18 protein-coding genes are annotated in these 21,145 nt (G+C 67.0%); 4 read left to right on the top strand and 14 right to left on the bottom strand.

The features are described 5' to 3' along the window. Positions 1-60: 60 nt before the first annotated feature. The 10 genes from fadD32 to glf form a co-directional block, all read right to left on the bottom strand. The gene (gene fadD32 / locus QQ25_RS06080) at positions 61-1,953 is read right to left on the bottom strand and encodes a long-chain-fatty-acid--AMP ligase FadD32 (protein ID WP_039377665.1); all 1,893 of its coding nucleotides are present in this window, start codon (positions 1,951-1,953) and stop codon (positions 61-63) included. 264 nt (positions 1,954-2,217) lie between these two features. Continuing rightward, positions 2,218-3,231 (bottom strand): carboxylesterase Culp6, encoded by a 1,014-nt coding sequence (gene culp6, locus QQ25_RS06075; RefSeq protein WP_039326227.1) that lies wholly within the window; start codon positions 3,229-3,231, stop codon positions 2,218-2,220. A 40-nt stretch (positions 3,232-3,271) separates the two neighbouring features. Further along, positions 3,272-3,724: a hypothetical protein gene (locus QQ25_RS06070; protein WP_039326228.1), complete on the bottom strand. Its 453-nt coding sequence runs from the start codon at positions 3,722-3,724 to the stop codon at positions 3,272-3,274. A 74-nt stretch (positions 3,725-3,798) separates the two neighbouring features. Next, positions 3,799-4,710: an alpha/beta hydrolase-fold protein gene (locus QQ25_RS06065; protein WP_039327119.1), complete on the bottom strand. Its 912-nt coding sequence runs from the start codon at positions 4,708-4,710 to the stop codon at positions 3,799-3,801. Between the two features lie 195 nt (positions 4,711-4,905). Beyond that, complete coding sequence (locus QQ25_RS06060) at positions 4,906-5,913, bottom strand: esterase family protein (protein ID WP_039326230.1); 1,008 nt, start codon at positions 5,911-5,913, stop codon at positions 4,906-4,908. Between the two features lie 412 nt (positions 5,914-6,325). Continuing rightward, complete coding sequence (gene zomB, locus QQ25_RS06055) at positions 6,326-8,371, bottom strand: terminal beta-(1->2)-arabinofuranosyltransferase (protein ID WP_409370984.1); 2,046 nt, start codon at positions 8,369-8,371, stop codon at positions 6,326-6,328. Next, on the bottom strand, positions 8,349-9,290 hold the full coding sequence (locus tag QQ25_RS06050) for a decaprenyl-phosphate phosphoribosyltransferase (RefSeq protein ID WP_039326233.1): 942 nt from the start codon (positions 9,288-9,290) through the stop codon (positions 8,349-8,351). Before QQ25_RS06050 ends, zomB begins: the two co-directional genes overlap by 23 nt. Next, entirely contained in the window at positions 9,283-9,819 is a 537-nt protein-coding gene (locus tag QQ25_RS06045) for a phosphatase PAP2 family protein (protein WP_039377663.1), read from the bottom strand. Before QQ25_RS06045 ends, QQ25_RS06050 begins: the two co-directional genes overlap by 8 nt. A 1-nt stretch (position 9,820) precedes the next feature. Then, the gene (locus tag QQ25_RS06040; RefSeq protein WP_039377662.1) at positions 9,821-11,758 is read right to left on the bottom strand and encodes a glycosyltransferase; all 1,938 of its coding nucleotides are present in this window, start codon (positions 11,756-11,758) and stop codon (positions 9,821-9,823) included. Continuing rightward, complete coding sequence (gene glf / locus QQ25_RS06035; protein ID WP_039326239.1) at positions 11,755-12,993, bottom strand: UDP-galactopyranose mutase; 1,239 nt, start codon at positions 12,991-12,993, stop codon at positions 11,755-11,757. The genes QQ25_RS06040 and glf overlap by 4 nt, the downstream gene beginning before the upstream one ends. 240 nt (positions 12,994-13,233) lie before the next feature. Here glf and QQ25_RS06030 point away from each other — a divergent pair, with 240 nt between their 5' ends. Both QQ25_RS06030 and QQ25_RS06025 read left to right on the top strand, forming a co-directional pair. Further along, complete coding sequence (locus QQ25_RS06030; RefSeq protein WP_039326241.1) at positions 13,234-14,193, top strand: exported repetitive protein Erp; 960 nt, start codon at positions 13,234-13,236, stop codon at positions 14,191-14,193. A 138-nt stretch (positions 14,194-14,331) separates the two neighbouring features. Then, complete coding sequence (locus QQ25_RS06025; RefSeq protein WP_039377661.1) at positions 14,332-15,936, top strand: N-acetylmuramoyl-L-alanine amidase; 1,605 nt, start codon at positions 14,332-14,334, stop codon at positions 15,934-15,936. Positions 15,937-15,957: 21 nt separating this feature from the next. Here the strand turns inward: QQ25_RS06025 and QQ25_RS06020 are convergent, their stop codons facing one another. From QQ25_RS06020 to QQ25_RS06010, 3 genes are read right to left on the bottom strand one after another with little or no spacing between them, the layout of a single operon-like run. Then, the gene (locus tag QQ25_RS06020) at positions 15,958-16,782 is read right to left on the bottom strand and encodes a Cof-type HAD-IIB family hydrolase (RefSeq protein WP_039377660.1); all 825 of its coding nucleotides are present in this window, start codon (positions 16,780-16,782) and stop codon (positions 15,958-15,960) included. Next, positions 16,782-17,540, bottom strand: coding sequence for a lysophospholipid acyltransferase family protein (locus tag QQ25_RS06015; protein ID WP_039326249.1), 759 nt, complete (start codon positions 17,538-17,540; stop codon positions 16,782-16,784). The genes QQ25_RS06020 and QQ25_RS06015 overlap by 1 nt, the downstream gene beginning before the upstream one ends. Before the next feature lie 7 nt (positions 17,541-17,547). After that, positions 17,548-18,348 carry a lysophospholipid acyltransferase family protein gene (locus QQ25_RS06010; protein WP_039326251.1) on the bottom strand — a complete coding sequence of 267 codons (801 nt, stop codon included), beginning with the start codon at positions 18,346-18,348 and terminating at the stop codon, positions 17,548-17,550. A gap of 90 nt (positions 18,349-18,438) precedes the next feature. Here QQ25_RS06010 and QQ25_RS06005 point away from each other — a divergent pair, with 90 nt between their 5' ends. After that, positions 18,439-19,995 (top strand): MBL fold metallo-hydrolase, encoded by a 1,557-nt coding sequence (locus QQ25_RS06005; protein ID WP_039377659.1) that lies wholly within the window; start codon positions 18,439-18,441, stop codon positions 19,993-19,995. After that, positions 19,992-20,327 carry a hypothetical protein gene (locus QQ25_RS06000; RefSeq protein ID WP_039377658.1) on the top strand — a complete coding sequence of 112 codons (336 nt, stop codon included), beginning with the start codon at positions 19,992-19,994 and terminating at the stop codon, positions 20,325-20,327. Before QQ25_RS06005 ends, QQ25_RS06000 begins: the two co-directional genes overlap by 4 nt. Here QQ25_RS06000 and QQ25_RS05995 read toward each other — a convergent pair. Then, on the bottom strand, positions 20,324-21,139 hold the full coding sequence (locus QQ25_RS05995; RefSeq protein ID WP_039326257.1) for a DUF5718 family protein: 816 nt from the start codon (positions 21,137-21,139) through the stop codon (positions 20,324-20,326). The two genes, QQ25_RS06000 and QQ25_RS05995, sit on opposite strands and share 4 nt — an antisense overlap. Positions 21,140-21,145: the final 6 nt, after the last annotated feature.

Below are 21,145 nucleotides of genomic sequence, written 5' to 3'. Positions count from 1 at the left end.
TGTTCAAGTCACCTTCGTCATAGACCGGGCGCCGGTCGGCGTCGTGTCTTGAAAATCAGCTCAGTCGGTCTCGTCGGGGAACGCGTTGGCGATCTTTCCGCTGCGCAACGTGCCGTCCAGGTACGCCGAGCGGCAGGCCCTGCGGCCGATCTTGCCGCTGGAGGTACGCGGGATGGCGCCCGCAGCGGTCAGCAGCACGTCGCGCACGGTGACGCCGTGGCGCACGGCGATCGCGGCCCGGATGTCATCGGTGATCGGGCCGACCTCGAGCTTGTGCGCACCGGGGGCACGCTCGGCGACGATGACCAACTGCTCGGACGTGTCGTCCTCATCGCGATGCAGGCCCGCGTGGGCGTTCTGGAACACCTCGTCGGGCAGCTGGTTGGCCGGCACCGAGAAGGCCGCGACGTAGCCGGTGCGCAGTGCCTTGCTGGCCTCCTGCGCCGAGTACTCCAGATCCTGCGGGTAATGGTTGCGGCCGTCGATGATCACGAGGTCCTTGACGCGGCCGGTGATGTAGAGGTCGCCGTCGTAGAAGGCGCCGTAGTCGCCCGTGCGAACCCAGGTGGCGTCGTCGGCAGCGCCCTCGGCGTGCGACGGGCTGGTCCGCGACTTGAGGGTGTTCTGGAAAACCTCGATCGTCTCTTCGGGCTTACCCCAGTACCCGGTGCCCATGTTCTGGCCACTCATCCAGATCTCGCCGACCTGTCCGTCGGGCAGCTCGGTCGCGCTCTCGGCGTCGACGATGACGGCCCACTCCGAGACGCCGACCCTGCCGGCCGAGGCCTGGGCGACCGCCTTGGGCGAGTCGCCCCCCACCTCGACGATCCGGCCGGTGTTCAGCTCGTCACGGTCGACGTAGATGATCTTGGGCTCTTCGGCGGCCGGTGTGGTCGACACCATCAACGTCGCCTCTGCCAGTCCGTAGGACGGTTTGATCGCCTTGGCCGGGAAGCCGAACGGGCTGAACGCCTCGTTGAACCGGCGCACGGTGGCCGCAGAGATCGGCTCGCTGCCGTTGAGCACGGCCTTCACGTTGGAGAGATCGATCGCCGACTCTCCTTCTTTGGGGACACCGCGGGCCGCGGCGTGGTCGAACGCGAAGTTCGGGGCCACCGAGATGACGCCGCCGGTGTCCCCTTCCTTGCGGGCCATCTCACGGATCCAGCGCTCGGGACGACGCACGAAGGCGGCCGGGGTCATGAAGGTGAAGAAGTGACCGATCATCGGGGCGATCAGTGCGGTGACCAGACCCATGTCATGGAAGAACGGCAGCCAGGACAGACCACGGTCGCCCTCTTCACCCTCGAGGGCCTCGACGATCTGCACGATGTTGGTGGCCATGTTCAGGTGCGTGATCTGCACACCGGTCGGTATCCGGGTCGAGCCGGAGGTGTACTGCAGGTACGCGATGGTGGTCTCGTCAGGCCCCTCCGGGTGAACCCAGGTGGCGGCGACGTCGTCGGGCACCGCGTCGACGGCGATGACGCGGGGGCGCTGGTTGGCCGGACGGCTGCGGAAGAATTTGCGAACGCCCTCGGCGGCCTCGGTGGTGGTGAGGATCGCCGACGGGTGGCAGTTGTCCAGCACCGCGTGCAGGCGGCCGACGTGCCCCGGCTCGGACGGATCGAACAGCGGCACCGCGATGCGACCGGCGTAGAGCGTGCCGAAGAAGGCGACGAGGTAATCGAGGTTCTGCGGGCACAGGATGGCGACGCGGTCACCGGGCTGGGTGACCTGCTGAAGCCGGGCGGCCACCGCCTTGTTGCGCGCGCTGAACTGCGACCAGGTCAGGTCGCGGGCGACGCCGTCCCGTTCGGTGGAGAAGTCGAGGAAGCGGTATGCCAGCTTGTCGCTGCGAACCCTGGCCCAACGCTCGACGTGCTCGACGATGCTGGCGCCGTCCGGGAACTTGATCTGACCGTCCTTGATGAACGGATTGATAAACGGCATTTAACTCTCCTGTCAGAGCCGTACTGCTCGCGTTGTCGCACGTCACTGGCGGTGCGTCGCAGCCATTCGGCGGCCGTACGTACCCAAACCCGGACGATCGTACCGGGCAGACCAGTCCACGCCCACGGATCAGCTGGCAGCTCTATCCAACCCGCTACTCACGCGCGTAGCTCTTATTTTTCTCTTAATGTTAAGGGACCGTGACGGTCCCACCAAATCCGGCGCGCACAACGATCCTGTTGCGGTCCTGTCGCGGCGCTCCGGTCACCCGTGCTTGGGATGAGGTGCGTTGTCCACCAGGTCTTTGGCCCAGCTCAGGGTCCACTGGGTGGCGGTCTGCCCGTTCTCCACCCAGAACTGCGGGGTGTTGTACAGCGCGTGCACCGGCCCGGCGGCGCTGCCGGACAGGGTCTCCAGGGTCTTGGGCAGATTGAAGATCGAGAACGCCTCCTCGGGCGCCGAGCAGATCAGATCGCCCTTACCGCAGATCTGGTTGGTCCGGTTGTTGAGTGCCCCGAAGCCGCCCTGCCGCGGGCCCGTCATGGTCAGGCCCATCTCGGACAGCACCGGAACCTCGTGCAGCGTGATCTCGGCGCCCTGGCCCGGCGGGTTGGGGCCGACATCCTGGCCGACACCGAACTCGCGGCGGCCGTCGGCGATCAACGTCACACCCAGCACCAGGTCCTCGTCGACCGGGCCGCGACCGTTGCCGATGTCGCTGGCCAGGTCGCCGCCGATCACCGCGCCCTGCGAGAACCCGGCGATCACATAGCTGGTCAGCGGGCAGCGGTCGTTCATCTCCGTCATCGCCTTGACCGCCGCCCGCTTGCCCTCCGCGCGGCTGTCGTTGTACGACATCTGGTTGTCTGCGGAGAACGGGTTGTGGAACTGCGCGGTGTACGGGACGGTGTAGACCTCGAGGCGGTCCTTCCCGAACTGCTCGGCCATCGGCCGGCTGATGTTGGTCATCAGCGACAGCGGGAATTGCGTGGGGTTGAACGGATCGTCCAGCGGCGAGGACTCCCAGGTGCCGGGGATCGAGAGCAGCATCACGTCAGGACAGTCGGCGGACTGGAACTCCGGGCGCGGCTTACGCGGTGTCGGCTGGCCCGGGACCCCGGCCGGGGGTTGGGCCGTCGGCGGTGCCGAAGGGGTCTCCGGACGACGCATCACGATCACCACGATGGTCACCACGAGCACCACGACGAGAGCCATCGCCGCAGCGGCGATCAGGGCCAGGATGCGGTGACGCTTCCTGCGGCTGGCGTTTTTGGCCATGGGTTACTCGGGCTCCTCGCGTGCGGGCGGCTATCTGCGGCTAGCAGAGATGTTCGGTGGCGGTGCGGATGTAGTCAGTGGCGGCGGTGTCGATCTCGGCGGGTGTCGGGCTCTCCTGACCGGAGTGGGCAGCGCGGACATCGCTGCGCACCAGCGGCAGGACGAACTCGCGGACAGCCTGGTCATTCTGCCTGGCGGCGCGGCCCTGGCACACATAGGACCCGATCGACAGGGCCAGCAGCTCGCTGGACGGGGTGATCCCGGCGGCCTTGAGCTCGTCGAGATAGGTGTGCTGCTGCGACGTGATCGCCAATTCACCGCTGCGGCCCTGCTGGGGCTGCTGCGCAGACGCCGCCTGCGGCCGCGCACCGTTGACCTGAGACGTGGGCTGGGCCAGCGGCGCCATGATGTCACCGCCCGCATCGCATGCCGACAGCAACGATGCAGCGGACATGGCTACCACCAGGGTGGCCGACCGTACCGTGTGCTGCACGCTTCCACCGTACCGGCTGGTGAAAAGTGTCCCGGCGCAGCTGATTCTGGTCGCGACGGCGGGCCGCCCGGTGTCTATTTGATGGTCGCGACCAGTTCGCCGGACATCTGGGCCAACTGCGGGGCCCAGCTGCCCCAGTCGTGCTGACCGCCGGCAGGCATGTCGAAGTGCCCGTTGCTGCCACCGACAGTGCGGTAGTGCTGGTAGAACGACCTGTTGCTGCCCTGCGCCTGATCGCAGACCCCGATCATCGCGGCCGGGTCACTGCATGTGAGGGTGCCCGGGCTGTACACCCAGAGCCGCGTGTTGGCGTCCGCCAGCAACTGCACGTGCACATCGGGGTCATGCCACTTCCAGCGGCCCAGCTGTGGGGCACCCCACATGCCGTAGCTGTCCACTCCGCCGAACTGCGCCATGCCTGCGGTGATCGCGCCGTTGAGGGTGGTGGCCGACGGGGTCAGGAAACCCGAAAGCGATCCGGCGAAACGGAACCGGTCGGGGTGGAAAGCGGCCAGCGTCAACGCGGCCGTGCCGCCCTGCGACGCCCCTACGATCCCGTGCCCGGCCGGGGCCAGGCCCTTGTTGGCGGCCAGCCAGTCGGGCAGTTCGGCGGACAGGAAGGTCTCCCACTGCTTGCTGCCGTCCTGCTCCCAGTTGGTGTAGAGGCTCCACGCTCCGCCGGCCGGGGCCGCCACCGAGATGCCGCGGCCGGCCAGGGTCGACATCGCGTGACCGGCGTTGACCCAGTTGCTGACGTCGGGGGCGGCGTTGAACGCGTCGAGCAGGAACACCGCGTGGGGTCCGCCACCCTGGAATGCCACCGGGATGTCGCGGCCCATCGCGGCCGACGGAACCATCAGGTACTCGACGCCGTCGGCCCGAGCCGGCGCGCCCGTCACCGCCGACGCGGTCCACAGGCCCGCACCGAGCACCACGGCCGACAGGGCCGGCAGCATCGCCCGCATCAGACTCAACGCACGTCTCATCATCAACCTCTCCTGCTGCCGGTCGTTCGAAGTGCCCCCGCACACGTAACCCGCGTTGTAGTGAACCACATCGCAACCACAGCCGGGGCGTCAAACGCCCGACCGTGAAAGGGCCCGAAAACGGCTGACGGCGGCGATCCGTGAGGATCGCCGCCGTCTTCCGGTCATGCGTTCAGGTCGCTACCTGTCGTCCGCTCAGGCGGTCGGGGTGGCTCCCAGGACACGCTGCAGGTCAGGCTTCATGGCCTGCAGCTGCTGGCCCCAGTAGGCCCAGTTGTGCGTACCGCTCTGCGGGAAGTTGAACACCGCGTTCTTGCCACCGGCCGCGATGTACTTCTCCTGGAAGGTGGAGTTGGTCCGGCAGACGAAGCCCTCGAGGAACTTGGCGGGCAGGTCGGTGCCACCGAGCTCGCCCGGCTTGCCGTTACCGCAGTACACCCAGAGGCGCGTGCCGTTGTTGGCCAGCGTCGCGACGTTCTCGGTCGGGTCGTTGGCCTTCCAGGCGTTGTTCGGATCGCCGGTCGAACCCCACATGTCGTCGGCCTTGTAGCCACCGGCGTCACCCATCGAGACACCGATCAGCATCGGCCACCAGCCCTCGGACGGGTTCAACGTGCCCGACAACGAGGACGCGTAGATGAACTGATCCGGGTGGCGAGCCGCCAGCATCAGCGCCGACGAACCGGCCATCGACAGACCGACCACAGCGCTGCCGGTCGACTTCACGTCCTTGTTGGCCGCCAGCCACGCCGGGAGCTCCTGGGTCAGGAAGGTCTCCCACTTGTAGGTCTTGCAGCCGCCGTCCTTGCTGCCACAGGCCGGCTTGTACCAGTCGCTGTAGAAGCTGGACTGGCCACCGACCGGCATCACAACCGAGATGCCGGAGTTCAGGAACCACTCGAAGCTGGGCAGTTCGATGTCCCAGCCGTTGTTGTCCTCACGTGCACGCATACCGTCGAGCAGGTACAGCGCGGGCGCACCCGCGCCACCGCTCTGGAACTCAACCCGGATGTCGCGTCCCATCCCTGCCGACGGAACGTCGAGGTACTCGACCGGCAGGCCGGGCCGAGACCAGGCTCCGGCGGTCGCCGAGCCGCCTACGACGCCAACCAGGCCAGGCAGTACGGCCGCAGCGGCGACCGCAACCGTCAGCCGGCGCGACAGGCCTGCCGCTGCGCCGCGCATCTTCCCAACGAACTTCATACCGCTCCCTATCTGAATCTCTTCTTCGTATTCCGCACATCGATAAGCACCGACGTAAGCGGCTCACGTGCCCGTGTAGTCAACCACACGAACGCGTGGTGCTTCTCTGCAGCAGTTGTCGTCCCTGATCGCCCCTCAGCCGTTGATGGTCGCGATCAGGTCTGGTTGAAGTGCCTGCGACGGAGCCGCCCAGCATGGCCTGGCGGAGTACTCCGGTGTGAGCAAGGTCTCGGGTTGACAGGTGTCCACATTCGGCGGCACGCGGTGAGACGCGGCGTAGACACCAGAGGTCAACATCGGTTTTCGTACCGTCCATTTCAAGATCTGTGCGCAGGCTCGTCTGGGTATCGGCGCGAACCGGCCAAGCGTTACCGAGCACACAGATTTCTTTCAGACCGACAAGACGTGGGCGTTACGGGCCGGTGGCCGGCATGCCCGTGTACGGCGGCTTCTTAGGCTCGGGCACCGGCAGACCGCACCTCTTCAGGTCATAGAGCGGCACCCGGTCGATCCGGTACTTCGTGAACTCGTACGCATGCGCCAGGTTGGACAGGAACCGCCGCGGGCTCATGTCCCCGCGCACCGAATTGAGCATCGACTCGGTGGCCGGGCACGCCAGCGCCGCCTCGGCCTGGGCGATCCACTCCTCGTCCAGGTACAGCGGGATGTAAGGCCGGGTCTTGAGGAACGGGCCCTCGGCCACCGCCCAGTCCGGGAACAGGTTCTTGTCGTGGCCGATACGACCGTCGGTCAACCGTTGGGTGTGCATCGCCAGCGGATTGGTCAGGCCGATCTGGTCGATGACCCGCACGTCGAGCCCGACGTTCATACCGAGCATGCCCATGTTGGTGAAGAACACGGTGTGCGGTGTTTTCAGCGCCCGCCGCTCGGCCGGAGACAGATCCGGCGGAGGCGGATAGGCGGGGACGACATCCCACTGGTCGTAATTTCCGGACGGCAACAGCAGCGCCCCGTCGGGGGTGTTGTCGATCGCGGTCAGCACCGCCCGCATGCGCGGGTAGTCCAGGTAGTCGGCAGCGGTCAGGGGATGCGCATGACCGGTGGCCTGCGAGTAGAACCGGCGCTCGTCGACGATGCCCGTGTAGGTGACGCGCGTGGCGTCGGCGCCCAGGCCGGGCGAGTTGGCAGCCCAGATCGACCAGTCCGCCACCGCCGCCCACAGCACGGTGGTGGCCGCGGCCAGCAGATAACCCGTCTCCCTGGTGAACTTGGTGCCGTCGGGCAGCACGACGGGAATCACCGCGACGGGGATCAGCAGGCAGAACAGCGGTGTCAACAACACGCGGCCGTGCATGAAGTCGCCACCCTGGCGAATCCAGTAGATGCCCTGCAGCAGGCCGCTGATGAACATGAAAAGCACTACGGCGGCTGGGCTTTGAACAGTGCGCGCCAACCAGCCGTAGCCGCGGGGCACCTGATGACGCACCCACCACGGCCGGGTGCGTGTGGTCAGCAGAACCACGCCGAGCGCGGCCAGCAGCATCACCGGCACCCACAGCAGGTAGGGCTGGTTGAAATTGGTGAGGTAGGTGAATCCCTGGGACCACTTGGCGCCGGAGGCGTCCTTGGCGACCGCGGTGCCCGGCACCAACAGTGCGTAGTAACCCATCCGGAAGATCTGGTAGGCAACCGGCAGCAGCCCACCGGCCACCAAGATCAGCACGCGGCGCCGCCAGCCTCGCGCGGCGATCAGCATCATCACCAGAGCGCCGCCGCCGATCAACGCCAGCTCGGGGCGGATCAGCACACTGAGCCCCGCCACCGCGGCCAGCGTCCCGTCGAAAACCCGACCCGAGACCGGACCCGGCGCCGCCTTCGGCGCGGCGCGCCCGGTCGCCGCGGGAGCCGCGCGCAGAGCCTGCGACCAGCACACCATCATCCACCACAGCAAGCCCAAATAGGCCAGCACCAAACCGTTTTCGAGCCCCGACGTGGCGAAGTCGCGGGCCGGTGGGACGGCGATGTAGACCAGCGCACCGGCGGGAAGCAGCAGGGCACGGCGGCCCTGCAGGCTCGGGGCGTAGAGCCGGCCGGTACCGAGCATCGCCAGCACGACGCCGAGCACGCTCAGCGTCAACGCCAGTGCCAGTGCCACGTACTCCATGCGGACCGGACCGCCGAGCCATGCGCCCAACGCCATCAGGTACGTCCACGCAGTGGAGGTGTTGGCCTCGATGCGCTCACCCGCGTTGAAGACCGGGCCGTTGCCCGCCAACAGGTTTCGAACTGTGCGCAGCACGATCAAGCCGTCGTCGGCGATCCAGCGGCGCTGCCAGGCACCCCAGCCGAACAGGGCGGCCACCACCACCACGCTGACCCACAGACTGATCCGCACCGTGACGTCGTACGGAAACACCGGCGAGCGCGCCAGCCGGTCGCCCACGCCGCCGGCCAGGCGGCGCAATGTCAGTCGGTCAGCTGAAGTAGATGGCTGCACCGATGGTTCCGATCCAGGCCAGGAACAGGATCTGCAGCACTCGGTCTTTCAGCGCAATCTCCTCAGGCTCACCGGCGATGCCACCGTCGATGTCAACCGCATAGCGCAGGATCGCCACGGTCCAGGGCACCATCGTGATCGCGTACCAGGAGGCATCCTGACCGTCGATGCCGAGCGGGTCGTTGGCACTGTCGCGGCCGAAGGCCCACAGCCCGTAGCAGACCACCACCGCGGTGGCCGACAACGTCCACACGAAGCGCAGATAACTACTGGTATAGCGCTCAAGGGATTTGCGGATCTTGGCTCCGGTGCGCTCGGCCAATTGCAGTTCCGCATAACGCTTCCCGGCTGCCATGAACAGCGAGCCGAAAGCCATCACCAGCAGGAACCATTGCGACAGCCGGATATCGGCAGCCACGCCACCGGCGATCGCACGGAGCAGGAATCCCGAGGACACGATGCAGATGTCCAGCACCGCCTGGTGCTTGAGACCGAAGCAGTACGCCAGCTGGATGGCGATGTACACCGCCATCACCCCCGCCAGGGCCGGGGTGAGCAACCACGAGATGATCAGTGAGGCGGCCGCGAGCACCACGGCGAGGGTGTATGCCATCCATTCCGGCACCACCCCGGCGGCGATGGGCCGGAACCGTTTCGTGGGATGCGCGCGATCGGCCTCGACGTCGCGGGCGTCGTTGACCAGATAGATCGACGACGCGGCCAGGCAGAACACCACGAAGGCGATGGCCACCTTGTAGCCGAGGTCGGCATAGTTGTACTCGGTGCCGTCGCCGAGAGCGGCCAGCGGTGCCGCCAGCACCAGCAGGTTCTTCACCCACTGCCGCGGCCTGAGAGCCTTGATCAGGCCGGTCGCCAGATTCTTGGGCGGACCGGCCTCCGGCTGCGCTTCCTCACTCATCGGCCACAGTCTCCTTCGGCCCGACCCCGGCAGTTCTTCCGACCACAGAGCCCACCAGCGTCCCCACGGCCACGCCGGTGAGTACGTCGGTGGGATAGTGCACGCCCAGCACCAGGCGCGACAGCGCCATCGGCACCACCAGTGCCGCGCGCAGCGGCAGACCCGTGGTCCGGGCCAGTAGGACGGCGGCCGCGGTGGTCGAGGTGGCATGTGCCGATGGGAAACTCAGCCGGCTCGGCGTCCCGACGTTGACGGCGATGTCGGGGTGGTGCGGCCGCTCACGGCGTACCACCCGTTTGATCAGGACGGCGGCGGCGTGGGCGGCAAAGGCGCCCACGCCCACGGCAATCCATGACTTCCGCTTGGCCGGCTGGGCCAGCGCACCGGCAGCCGCGACCGCGAGCCACCCAAGACTGTGCTCACCGAAGTGCGACAGCGCACGCGCGCCGTTCAGCACGCCGGGCCGGGTGGCCAGGGCAGACTGCACGGCTACCAACACGGCGTCCTCGCCGCGCGGGGCATCGGTCATCTCAGTTTTTCTCCGCCGACTCTGTCAGCAACACCGTCTCCCACTTCTGGGTGCTGGTCAGCACCGGCAGCGCCTCACGATAGACCTTGCGCATCCGGTCGAACTGACGGACCACGCGTAACTGCTGACGCAGTGAGGCACGCAGCAACGCGAACATCTTGGCGCGGTCCCGTTGCCGGTACACCACACCGCGGCCATCGGCGGTGGTGACGGTGACCCCGTCGACGCGAGACAGCGAGAACCAGCGGGCGTCCTGGGTCGCCACGTTGATCTGGGGCCGGACATGGGTTTCCGGATCGTGACGGCGCAGTTGGTGCACCGCGCCGCGGGCGAGGTTCACCGCGATCGCGGCCTTGGAGACCGGGATGCCGATCTTCTTGCGCTTGAGATCCGAGGCAGGCGGCAGCGCGGTGGCACCGGGCAGCACCACGGCATCCGGGAACTGCTGACGCATCTTGCGCACGTCGGGCAGGGCCGATTCGAGGATGGAGAAGATGTGTTCCGGGCCGGCCAGGAAGTCCTCCATGGCCCGGTTCTGGATGGCGACGGTCGAATATTCAAGGCACAGAAGGTGTTTGAACGTGGCTTTGAGGTGGCTGGCCAACAGCCCGCGCGCATCGCCGTCCCAGTGCAGTGCGGACACCACGAGCCGGTTGCGCAGGTGGAAGTAGGCCTGCCAGTCGATCGCGTCGTCCTTGTCGCTCCAGGCCATGTGCCAGATCGCCGCGCCGGGCAGCGTGACCGTGCGGTAGCCGTGTTCGGCAGCGCGCAAGCCGTACTCGACGTCGTCCCACTTGATGAACAGCGGCAGCGGTTGCCCGAGTTCCTCGGCCACCTGCCGCGGGATCATGCACATCCACCAGCCGTTGAAGTCGACGTCGATCCGGCGGTGCAGCAGCTTGCTGCGGACCGAATCGGTGTCGTCGAGCGGGTGTTTGGCGAAGTCGTGGTCGTATTCGGCGTTGGGCGCGGCCGACCACATGAAGTTGGTCCGGTCCACCATCTCGCCCATGATGTGCAGGTGGGACGGCTCCTGCAGATTGAGCATCTGGCCGCCGACGAGCATCGGTTCCTTGGCGAACCGGTTCATGGCCAGCGCCCGCAGGATCGAATCGGGTTCGATGCGGATGTCGTCGTCCATGAACAGGATCTGCTCACAGTCGGTGTTCTTCAGCGCCTCGTACATCACGCGGCTGTAGCCGCCGGACCCGCCGAGGTTGGGTTGGTTGTGAATCGTCAGCCGGTTGCCTAGCCCGGCCGCGGCAGCCTCGAAACCGGGATGGTCCTTGGCCTTGCTGGTGCCCTGGTCGGACACGATGACGGCACTGATCACCTCGTCCACCAACGGATCCGAGGTCAGCGCGGCAAGTGCGTTGACACAGTCCGAGGGCCGGTTGAAGGTCGGGATACCGACGGCGACGTTGGCCCGGCCCGGTGCGGGCGTGGGGGCGTACCAGCCGGCACTGTGCACGCGCACCGCGGTGTCGGTGGTGATGTCGAACCAGATCCAGCCGCCGTCCTCGAACGGGGTCAGATCGATCTCGAATTCGACGGCCGCAGGCTCGGACGAATCACCGCTGGAGACGGGTGCGCCGCCCACGGTGATCCGCGCGCCGGTCGCCTTGGAGCGGTACACGTCGACGCGGGCCGTGCCGGTCAGCTCGACGCGCAGGACCACCGACTTGAGGGTCGACCAGCGCCGCCAGTAGCTGGCCGGGAACGCGTTGAAGTAGGTCGCGAACGAGATGCCGGATTCGGTGGCGATCTCAAGGGTGGTGCGGGTCGGGGCATGTGCCCGCCGGGCATTGGTCGGGTCTTCGACGAGGTAGAGCTTGCGGACGTCCAGCGGCTCGCCCGGTCGCGGCAGGATGACGCGGGCCAGCAGACTGACGGCCCGCGATTCTCCGGCGTCGAGCGCGCCGGATGGGATGTCACTCATGCTTTGCTGCTTTCCACTTCGGTAACCAGCGGTGCACCCTCGGACAGGTGCGGTGCCAGGATGTTGTCGTACATGTTGAGCGCACTGGCGATGGCCATGTGCATGTCGAGGTACTGATAGGTGCCCAGCCGGCCACCGAAAAGCACCTTCGCCGAGGCGGTTTCGTCCTTCGCGCGGGCCCGGTAGGCGGCCAGCAGGGCACGGTCGGACTCGGTGTTGATCGGGTAGTACGGCTCGTCGTCGTCTTTGGCGAATCGCGAGAATTCCCGCATGATCACCGTCTTGTCCGTCGGGTAGTCCCGCTCAGGATGGAAATGGCGGAACTCGTGGATCCGGGTGTAGTCCACGTCGGCGTCGTTGTAGTTCATCACCGGCGTCCCCTGGAAATCTCCGGTGTCGAGCACCTCAAGATCGAAATCCAGTGTGCGCCAGCCCAACCGGCCCTCGGAGTAGTCGAAGTAGCGGTCGAGCGGGCCGGTGTACACCACGGGGGCATCCGGGTTCGCCGCCCGGAGGTCGTCCTGGACGTCGAACCAGTCGGTGTCCAGCCGCACCTCGATGCGGTCGTCGGCGGCCATGTTCTGCAGCCAGGCCGTGTACCCGTCGACCGGCAGGCCCTCGTACTTGTCGTTGAAGTAGCGGTTGTCGAACGTGTAGCGCACCGGCAGCCGGGTGATGTTGGCCGCGGGGAGTTCCTTGGGGTCGGTCTGCCACTGTTTGGCGGTGTAGTCCTTCACGAACGCCTCGTACAGCGGGCGCCCGATCAAGGAGATCGCCTTCTCCTCGAAGTTGGCCGCCTCGTGTCCGGCGATCTCGCTGGCCTGTTCGGCGATCAGGGCGCGGGCCTCGTCCGGGGTGAAGTACCGGCCGAAGAACTGCGAGACCAGGCCGAGCCCCATCGGGAACTGGTAGGCCTGGCCCTTGTGCATCGCGTATACGCGGTGCTGATAACCGGTGAAGTCGGTGAACTGCCGCACGTAGTCCCACACCCGCTGGTTGGAGGTGTGGAACAGGTGAGCCCCGTACTTGTGGACCTCTATACCGGTCTGTGGTTCGGCTTCCGAGTAGGCGTTGCCGCCGATGTGCGGGCGGCGTTCGATAACAAGGACTCGCTTGCCCAGTTGCGTCGCCACGCGCTCAGCGATCGTCAGGCCGAAGAAACCGGAACCGACGACGAATAAGTCGAAATGTGCGCTGGACTGGTCTGCAGCGACCCGGGGAGATAAGGACGTCATCGGCAGCCAGGGTATCCGACCACTCCCCTGTGCCCCGAATTCGACAAAGGGCCGAGGTCGCAATTCGCTCACGATTCAATATCGTCACTCCAGACTCATGAGTCACAGCCTTAACATCGATCTCGTTGGCATTCATGGGCTTCACACCACCTGGTCCGTAACCGCCGATGAAGCAAGCGGAGAGCACCCCATGCAATCCGAAATGCAGTCCTTAACTGCAAACATATTGAGGAGACTTCCGTGCCGAACCGCCGTCGACGCAAGCTCTCGACAGCCATGAGCGCAGTCGCCGCAGTGGCAGTCGCAAGTCCAGTCGCTCTTGTCGCCGTATCGCAGCTTTCCCCCGCGCCCCAGGAACGCGAGTTCACCCAGGCCGCGCTGGTCACCGACCTCCCGGGCGAACTGATGTCCGCTCTCTCGCAGGGCCTGTCCCAGTTCGGCATCAACCTGCCGCCGATGCCGACAGGCATGCTCACCGGCACGTCGCCGACCCCGACCCTGGGCTCACCGACCCTCACCTCACCGGGCCTGGCATCTCCGGGTCTGACCTCACCGGGTCTCACCTCGCCAGGCCTGACCGACCCGGGTCTGACGTCACCCGGACTCACCTCGCCTGGTCTGACGGCGCCGGGATTGACCTCCCCCGACGCGGGACTGACCAGCCCGAACGGACTGGCTCCCGCTGCCGGCTCACCGGCAGGTGCACTGCCGGCGACCGGATCGCTCACCGATCCGGCACTGAGCCCGGCCGGTGCGGGCTCTCTGACCAACCCGGCACTGACGCCGCCGACCGGCGGGCTCACCAACCCGGCGCTGACGCCGGCCGGTGCCGCGCCGGGCGGGTTGACCACCACCCCCGCTGGACTGGGCGGTGGCGGCCTGACCTCGCCGACGGGCCTGGACCCGGCCCTGGGCGGCCTGCCCGCCCCGGGTGAGGTGCCGATCTCGGCTCCCATCGGACTGGATCCCAGCGCGGGCACCTACCCGCTCCTGGGCGCCGACCCGTCACTGGCCGCGATGCCGGCCACCAGCAGCGGTGGCGGCGGCCTGTTCGGCGATCTGTCCAGCGCCGCTCAGCAGCTCGGCGCCGGCCAGGCTATCGATCTGCTCAAGGGCATGGTCATGCCGGCGATCACCTCGGCCATGAAGCCGCCGGTGCCCGCACCGCCGGTCCCGGCCCCCGCACCGCCGACCCCCTAGTTATAAGGCCCGGTTAGAAGAACGGCACCGCAGAAGCCATCAGGCTCTGCGGTGCCGTTGCGTGCAAATCGCACGAAAAGCGCGGTGACGGCCGTGTCGAAACATTCGTAACACCAGACCCATACGTAACATCAGTCCGTGCAGTCCCGTCGTTCCGCGCCGTCGCTTCTCTTCACCGCGCTTGCGGCGACCGTCGTCATCGTGCCGTGGGCGATCGCGGGAACGGACTCTGGCGAACAACACAATCAGGCCAACGCAGGCCCACAGCTCACACAGCAACCGCTCGAGAATCTCGCGGTCGGCGAGAGCATCCGCGAGATCCATCAGGACACTCCGTTCTCGATGGTCGCGCTCACGTCACCGGACCTGCGCGGCACCTCCGCCCGGGTTCGCGCCCGCAAGGACGACGGCAGCTGGGGCCCGTGGTACCAGGCCGAGAATCTCGACGGCGTCGGCGCCGACACCCCTGGCCCGCGCGGAACCGAACCGGTGTTCGTGGGACGCACCACCACCGTGCAGATCTCCGTCACCCGCGCGCCGCGGGCACCCTTGCCGCCACCCGGGAAGACACCGGCCAAGCCCGCACTCGGCTATGTGCCCGCCAACGTCGAAGCACCCATCGGCCAGAACGTCACCGCTGTGCTGATCAGCCCGCCGCAGGCCCCCGTCGACGTCGGACCGCTGCCCACCGCCGCCATCGCGCCCGGCCAGCCGCCGAACATCATCAGCCGCGCCCAATGGGGCGCCAACGAGTCCATGCGTTGCGGAAACCCGGTGTACGACAAAGGAATCCGCGCCGGCATCGTGCACCACACAGCGGGCAGCAACGACTACGCGCCACAGGATTCAGCCGGCATCATCCGGTCGATCTACGAGTACCACACCCGCGAGCTGGGCTGGTGCGACATCGCCTACAACGCCATGGTCGACAAATTCGGCCAGGTATTCGAGGGCCGGGCCGGCGGGATGGACAAGCCGGTCGAGGGATCCCACACCGGTGGCTTCAACATCGACACCTGGGGTGTGGCGATGATGGGCGATTTCGACGTCGTGCCACCCACCGAGATCCAGATGCGCAACACCGGACGCCTGCTGGGCTGGCGGCTCGGCCTCGACCACGTCGACCCGCGCGGCACCGTCGTGCTCACCTCCGCCGGCGGGTCTTTCACCCACTTCCCGCGCGGGGCCACCCCGACACTGCCCGCGATCTTCACCCACCGCGATGTCGGCATCACCGACTGCCCCGGCAATGCGGCCTACGCCCAGATGAACCACATCCGCGACATCGCCGCCCGGTTCAACAAGCCGCCCGGCCCCGAGGACCTCGCCGAACAGATGCGCGGCGGCGCGATCTATGCCCGCTGGCAGTCCGAAGGCGGGCCGGCCGGCCTGCTGGGGAATCCGACCTCACCCGAATCCGCCGGCGCAGGGGCCACGCGCTACGCGACCTTCGAGCGCGGCGCCGTGTACTGGTCACCGGAAAGCGGAGCCGAACCGATCACCGGCGCGATCTACGAGGCATGGGGAGCGCTCGGGTTCGAGCGCGGCGCCCTTGGCCTGCCGACCAGTTCCGAAATCCCCGAACCCCAGTGGATCGTGCAGAACTTCCAGCACGGCACGCTGAACTTCGACCGCGAGAAGGGCACGGTCACCCGGGTGGTCGACGGCGTGCCGGTGGAACTGCCGCCGCCCTCACCCGATCAGCAGCCGGTACAACTGGAGCGGTTCACCCCGATCACCTGACCGGCCGAGCATCGGGACGGCTCAGGACCACCAGCGTTCCAGCACGCGCGCCACGCCGTCCTCGGCATTGGTCACGGTGATCTCGTCGGCCGCGTCGACCGCCTCGGGGTGGGCATTGCCCATCGCCACTCCCCGCCTGGCCCAGCGCAGCATCGGTACGTCGTTGGGCATGTCGCCGAAGGTCACGATATCGGCGGCGGTGAACCCCAGCGGGGTCGCCAACTCCTCGACACCCGTGGCCTTGCTGATGCCCAGCGGCAGCACCTCGATCAGCCCGTTGTTGGTCGAGTAGGTGATATCACCTTGCAGCCCAACATGTTTGATCAGCTCCGCGGCCATGTCGGCACTGCGCGCGCCGGCCATGCGGATCAGCAGCTTGACGGCGGGGGCACTGAGCAGATCCTCGACCGACACCTCGGTGTTGTCCGGGTTCAGCCAGGCGTGCTCATACCCCGGGGAGCTGACGAACTGCGGAGTCGCCGCGTCGTGTGCGGAGGAGCCCACTCGTTCCACCGCCAGTCCCGCGCCCGGGATCACCCGGGTGGCGATCTCGGCGAGCTCGCCGAGCGCTTCGGAGGACAGCGTGCGGGCCGACACTATCCGATCGGTGGCCGGGTCATAGATCACCGCGCCATTGGCGCACACCGCCATCGGAGCCAGGCCGAGTCCGTCGACCACGGGCGCGATCCACCGCGGCGGTCGCCCGGTGGCCAGCACGAAGGTCGCCCCCGCCTCGACCGCGGCCTGCACCGCCGCCCGGGTGCGTGGCGTGACCTTCTCGTCCTCGTCGAGCAGCGTTCCGTCCACGTCGGTGGCGATCAGCCCCGGCGCCCGCTCAGCGCTCATCAGGTTCGCCCCGTCGCTTCGCTCGCCCGCTTGCGCGCACGTTCCGCCAACTCCGCCTCGTCGAGCTGCTTGGCCTGTGCGGGCGTCGGCGCGCTGCCACCCAGCCGGTTCGGCACCCAGTACGCCCCGGCGGGTGCGGGGTAATCCCGCTGGGCCTCGCTCAGCAGGGCCGACATCCCGGCCCGCAGGGTGTCATCGATCTCGGCCACAGAACCCTTCGCCACCATCGGCTCACCCACCAGCACGGAGATCGGAATCTTCTTGCGGCCCAGCGTCTTAGGATGATCTTTGGTCCAGATGCGCTGCGCACCCCAGACGATCAGCGGAATGATCGGCACACCGGCTTCCACCGCCATGCGCGCCGCGCCGGTCTTGAAACCCTTGAGCTCGAAACTGCGGCTGATCGTGGCCTCGGGATACACACCGACCAACTCACCACGGCGCAGGGCCTCCACCGCGACGGCGTATGCGCCCGCTCCGGCCCGGCGGTCGACCGGGATGGTCCCGGTGTGCTTGATCAGATAGGCCACGGGCTTCACCTGCTCCATTTCGGCTTTGATCATGAACCGCATCCGGCGGCCACGTCGGGTGGCGGCCAGAGCCGCCGGAAGGAAGTCCACGTAGCTGGTGTGGTTGATGGCGATGACGGCACCGCCCGTAGCGGGAAGATTGTCGAGCCCACGGAACGTGATCCGGGTTCCGGTGGCCCGCACCGCGAGCCCGGCGGCAATCTCCAAACTTCGGAAGACCGGTTCCATATGCGCCCTATCCCGGAGCCCCAGTGGGCTCGGTGGGTCCGGAAGTTCCGGCGGGGCCGGCCTCGGCTCGCTTGGCCGCCTTCGCGGCAGCCTCCTCGGCATCCATCCGGTTGGCCTCGGCCAGCGTCGGCGCCGAACCGCCCAGCCGGTGCGGCACCCAGAACTCACCGGGCGGATACGGGCCGTAGGCGTCCTGCACCTGGGTGAGCAGATGTTGCATGCGCGAATGCAGGAGTGCGGTGAGCTCGGCCGCGGGCAGCGTCGGCTGGATCGGCTCACCCACCGCGATCGAGATCGGCACCTTGGGCCGGTACAGGTTCTTCGGGTGTCCCTTGGTCCAGATGCGCTGCGCGCCCCACACGATGTGCGGCACGATCGGCACGCCGGCGTCGATCGCCATCCGCGCCGCACCGGACTTGAAGTCCTTGATCTCGAAGCTGCGGCTGATCGTCGCCTCCGGGTACACCCCGACCAGCTCACCGGCCTTGAGATAGTCGCAGGCCGACTCGTAGGACGCCGAGCCACTGTCCCGATCCACCTCGATGTGGCGCAGGCTGCGCATCACCGGCCCGGTGACCTTGTTGTCGAAGACTTCCTTCTTTGCCATGAACCGCACCTTGCGGCCCCGCTTCTGCAGATAGGCGGGCAAACCGGCGAACGTGAAGTCGAAATAGCTGGTGTGGTTGATGGCCACCACCGCGCCGCCGGTGACCGGAAGGTTCTCCACCCCGGTCACCGTGAATTTCAGCCCCTGCAGCCGCCAGGCCAGCCGAGCAAGTTGTATGACTGTCCCGTACACAGGTTCCACGTAGCCAGCCTAATCCCAGCCCTTATCAGCGCGTCACCCAAGTCGGGCTAGGCTGGGCGGGCATCGAAGTACTCCATCGAAAGGCTGTTTGTGCAGGTCACCAGCGTCGGGCATGCCGGCTTCCTGATCGAGACCAAGGCTGGCAGCATTTTGTGCGATCCCTGGGTCAACCCCGCCTATTTCGCCTCGTGGTTCCCGTTCCCGGACAACCGCGGACTCGATTGGGACACGCTCGGCGATGTCGATTACCTCTACGTGTCACATCTGCACAAGGACCACTTCGACCCGGAGAACCTGCGCCGCCACGTCAACAAGGACGCCGTGGTGCTGCTGCCCGACTTCCCGGTGCCCGATTTGCAGCGCGCCCTCGAGGCACTGGGCTTTCACCGGTTCTTCGAGACCACCGATTCGGTCAAGCACACGGTGAGCGGCCCCAAGGGCGACCTCGATGTGATGATCATCGCGCTGCGCGCACCTGCCGACGGACCGATCGGTGATTCAGGCCTGGTGGTCGACGACGGCGAGACGGTCGCCTTCAACATGAACGACGCGCGGCCCGTCGATCTCGACGTGCTCGAAGCCGATTTCGGTCAGGTCGACGTGCACATGCTGCAGTACTCGGGAGCCATCTGGTACCCCATGGTCTACGACATGCCTGCCCGCGCCAAGGAGGCCTTCGGAATCCAGAAGCGCCAACGGCAGATGGACCGGTGCCGCCAGTACATCGCACAGGTCGGTGCGACCTGGGTGATCCCCTCAGCCGGGCCGCCGTGCTTCCTGGATCCCGAACTGCGCGATCTCAACGACGACCACGGCGATCCGGCGAACATCTTCCCCGACCAGGTGGTGTTCCTGGATCAGATGCGCAGCCACGGCCACGAGGGTGGCCTGCTGATGATGCCCGGCAGCTCGGCGAATTTCACCGGCTCGCAACTGGATTCGCTGACCCACCCGGTCGAGGATCCGGAGTCTATCTTCACCACCGGGAAAGCCGCGTACATCGAGGAGTACGCGCAGCGGATGGCCCCGGTGCTGGCCGCGGAGAAGGCGTCATGGGCCCCGCCGGCCGGAGAACCCCTGCTGCCGGGGCTGCGGACGCTGTTCGAGCCGATCATGAGCCAGACCGACCAGATCTGCGACGGCATCGGCTATCCGGTGGAGCTGCGACTCGACGGAGCGGGCCACAGCGAGACCGTGGTACTGGATTTCCCGAAGCGCCTTGTACGCGAACCCATCCCAGATGAGAAGTTCCGCTACGGCTTCGCGATCCCGCCCGAGCTGGTGCGCACCGTGCTGCGCGACGACGAACCGGACTGGGTGAACACCATCTTCCTGTCCACCAGGTTCAAAGCCTGGCGCGTCGGCGGCTACAACGAATACCTGTACACGTTCTTCAAGTGCCTGACCGATGAGCGGATCGCCTACGCCGACGGCTGGTTCGCCGAAGCCCACGACGATTCCTCGTCCATCACCCTGGACGGTTGGGAGATCCAGCGCCGGTGCCCGCACCTGAAGGCGGACCTGTCGAAATTCGGTGTGGTGGAAGGAAACACGCTCACCTGCAATCTGCACGGCTGGCAGTGGAACCTGGAGAACGGCAAGTGCCTGACGACCCAGGGCCACGAGTTGCGGTGCGGTAAGGCATGAACGCCCCGCGCCAGTATTACGACGACGGCCTGATCCAGCTGGATCGCGAGGCGATCACGTTGCGGCGCTACCACTTTCCCTCAGGAACCTCGAAAGTGATTCCGCTGCGGGACATCCGCTCCTACAAGGCCGAGTCGCTGGGCCTGGTCCTCAACAGATTCCGCATCTGGGGCAGTTCGGACCTGCGCCGCTGGCTGCCCCTGGATGTGTGGCGGCCGCTGCGGTCGACGCTGGTCACCTTGAAGGTCGACGGAACTCGCCCCGATCCGGCGTTCACCCCCGCCCGCCCGGATGAGTTCGTCGCCCGCCTCGACGAATTGCTCGGCCACTAACGGGCCGAGACCACCTGCCGCAGTTCGGAAGCCGCGCTGGAGGCGCTGTCGTACACCCGAACGATGGCCTCGTCCCCCGGCTTGAGGTAGGTGGACTCGCCCAGCGGCGTGTAGCGGGTGGCGCCGATACCGATCAGCACGTTCTCGGGATGGCCGCTGGCCACCATCAGGGCTCCGACATCCTCCAACGGTGTATCTGCCGAACCCTTCTGGTTGGCGAGCCGTTCGACGATCCAGTCGAGCAACACCTCGCCGTAGTACGAGTAGCCGACCAACGGTGAGTCCACCCCGTAGGCATGCTGTTGCCCGCCGTCCTCGCTGAGGTAGCAGACCAGCCGCATGGTGGCGGTGGGACCGTCCGGGGTGAGATCGCTGATCTCGAAGAACTGCGGCGCAACCCCTTTGGAGGCCGGGCCCCAGTTCTTCTTGTAGCTGATCTTCGGCGCACCGGGCCTGCGGATCGAGCAGTCGTTGAAGGCACCGAGGGCGAACGGCTCCAGCCGTGCCACGGTGTCGCCGTTCCATACGACGTGGCAGGCCACCCCCACCTCGGGCTCGATCTGCAGGTTCAGCGGACCGTCCACCTCACCGGGCTCTGGCAGCTGGATGGCATCGCTGGACAGCGGAAATTCACCCAGGAAGTCGTCCCGGCCCGGCGCATACCACGGAAAGATGCCTTTGGGCGCATACCCTTCGGTCACAACCTTGACGAAATCCCCGGCCTCCCCCGCCTGCTCGAGATGGCCGGCAAAGTTGCCGGCCACGCCGAAGCCGAACCAGTTGCGCACTTCGCCAAGGTCGATGTCGATCATGGCTGC

Source organism: Mycolicibacterium setense, assembly GCF_000805385.1.
GTDB classification, from domain to species: domain Bacteria; phylum Actinomycetota; class Actinomycetes; order Mycobacteriales; family Mycobacteriaceae; genus Mycobacterium; species Mycobacterium setense.
The sequence above is the reverse complement of the archived record's forward strand: the minus strand, read 5'-3'. Positions and strand labels throughout refer to the sequence as shown.

Bases quoted from the DNA above. Each gene is read 5' to 3' on its own strand.
- QQ25_RS06050 (WP_039326233.1), bottom strand. From the start codon at position 9,290: ATGAGTGAGGAAGCGCAGCCGGAGGCCGGTCCGCCCAAGAATCTGGCG.
- QQ25_RS06000 (WP_039377658.1), top strand. From the start codon at position 19,992: ATGAACGCCCCGCGCCAGTATTACGACGACGGCCTGATCCAGCTGGAT.
- QQ25_RS06020 (WP_039377660.1), bottom strand. From the start codon at position 16,782: ATGAGCGCTGAGCGGGCGCCGGGGCTGATCGCCACCGACGTGGACGGA.
- QQ25_RS06040 (WP_039377662.1), bottom strand. From the start codon at position 11,758: ATGAGTGACATCCCATCCGGCGCGCTCGACGCCGGAGAATCGCGGGCC.
- QQ25_RS06045 (WP_039377663.1), bottom strand. From the start codon at position 9,819: ATGACCGATGCCCCGCGCGGCGAGGACGCCGTGTTGGTAGCCGTGCAG.
- culp6 (WP_039326227.1), bottom strand. From the start codon at position 3,231: ATGGCCAAAAACGCCAGCCGCAGGAAGCGTCACCGCATCCTGGCCCTG.
- glf (WP_039326239.1), bottom strand. From the start codon at position 12,993: ATGACGTCCTTATCTCCCCGGGTCGCTGCAGACCAGTCCAGCGCACAT.
- QQ25_RS05995 (WP_039326257.1), bottom strand. From the start codon at position 21,139: ATGATCGACATCGACCTTGGCGAAGTGCGCAACTGGTTCGGCTTCGGC.
- QQ25_RS06065 (WP_039327119.1), bottom strand. From the start codon at position 4,710: ATGAGACGTGCGTTGAGTCTGATGCGGGCGATGCTGCCGGCCCTGTCG.
- QQ25_RS06060 (WP_039326230.1), bottom strand. From the start codon at position 5,913: ATGAAGTTCGTTGGGAAGATGCGCGGCGCAGCGGCAGGCCTGTCGCGC.
- fadD32 (WP_039377665.1), bottom strand. From the start codon at position 1,953: ATGCCGTTTATCAATCCGTTCATCAAGGACGGTCAGATCAAGTTCCCG.
- QQ25_RS06015 (WP_039326249.1), bottom strand. From the start codon at position 17,540: ATGGAACCGGTCTTCCGAAGTTTGGAGATTGCCGCCGGGCTCGCGGTG.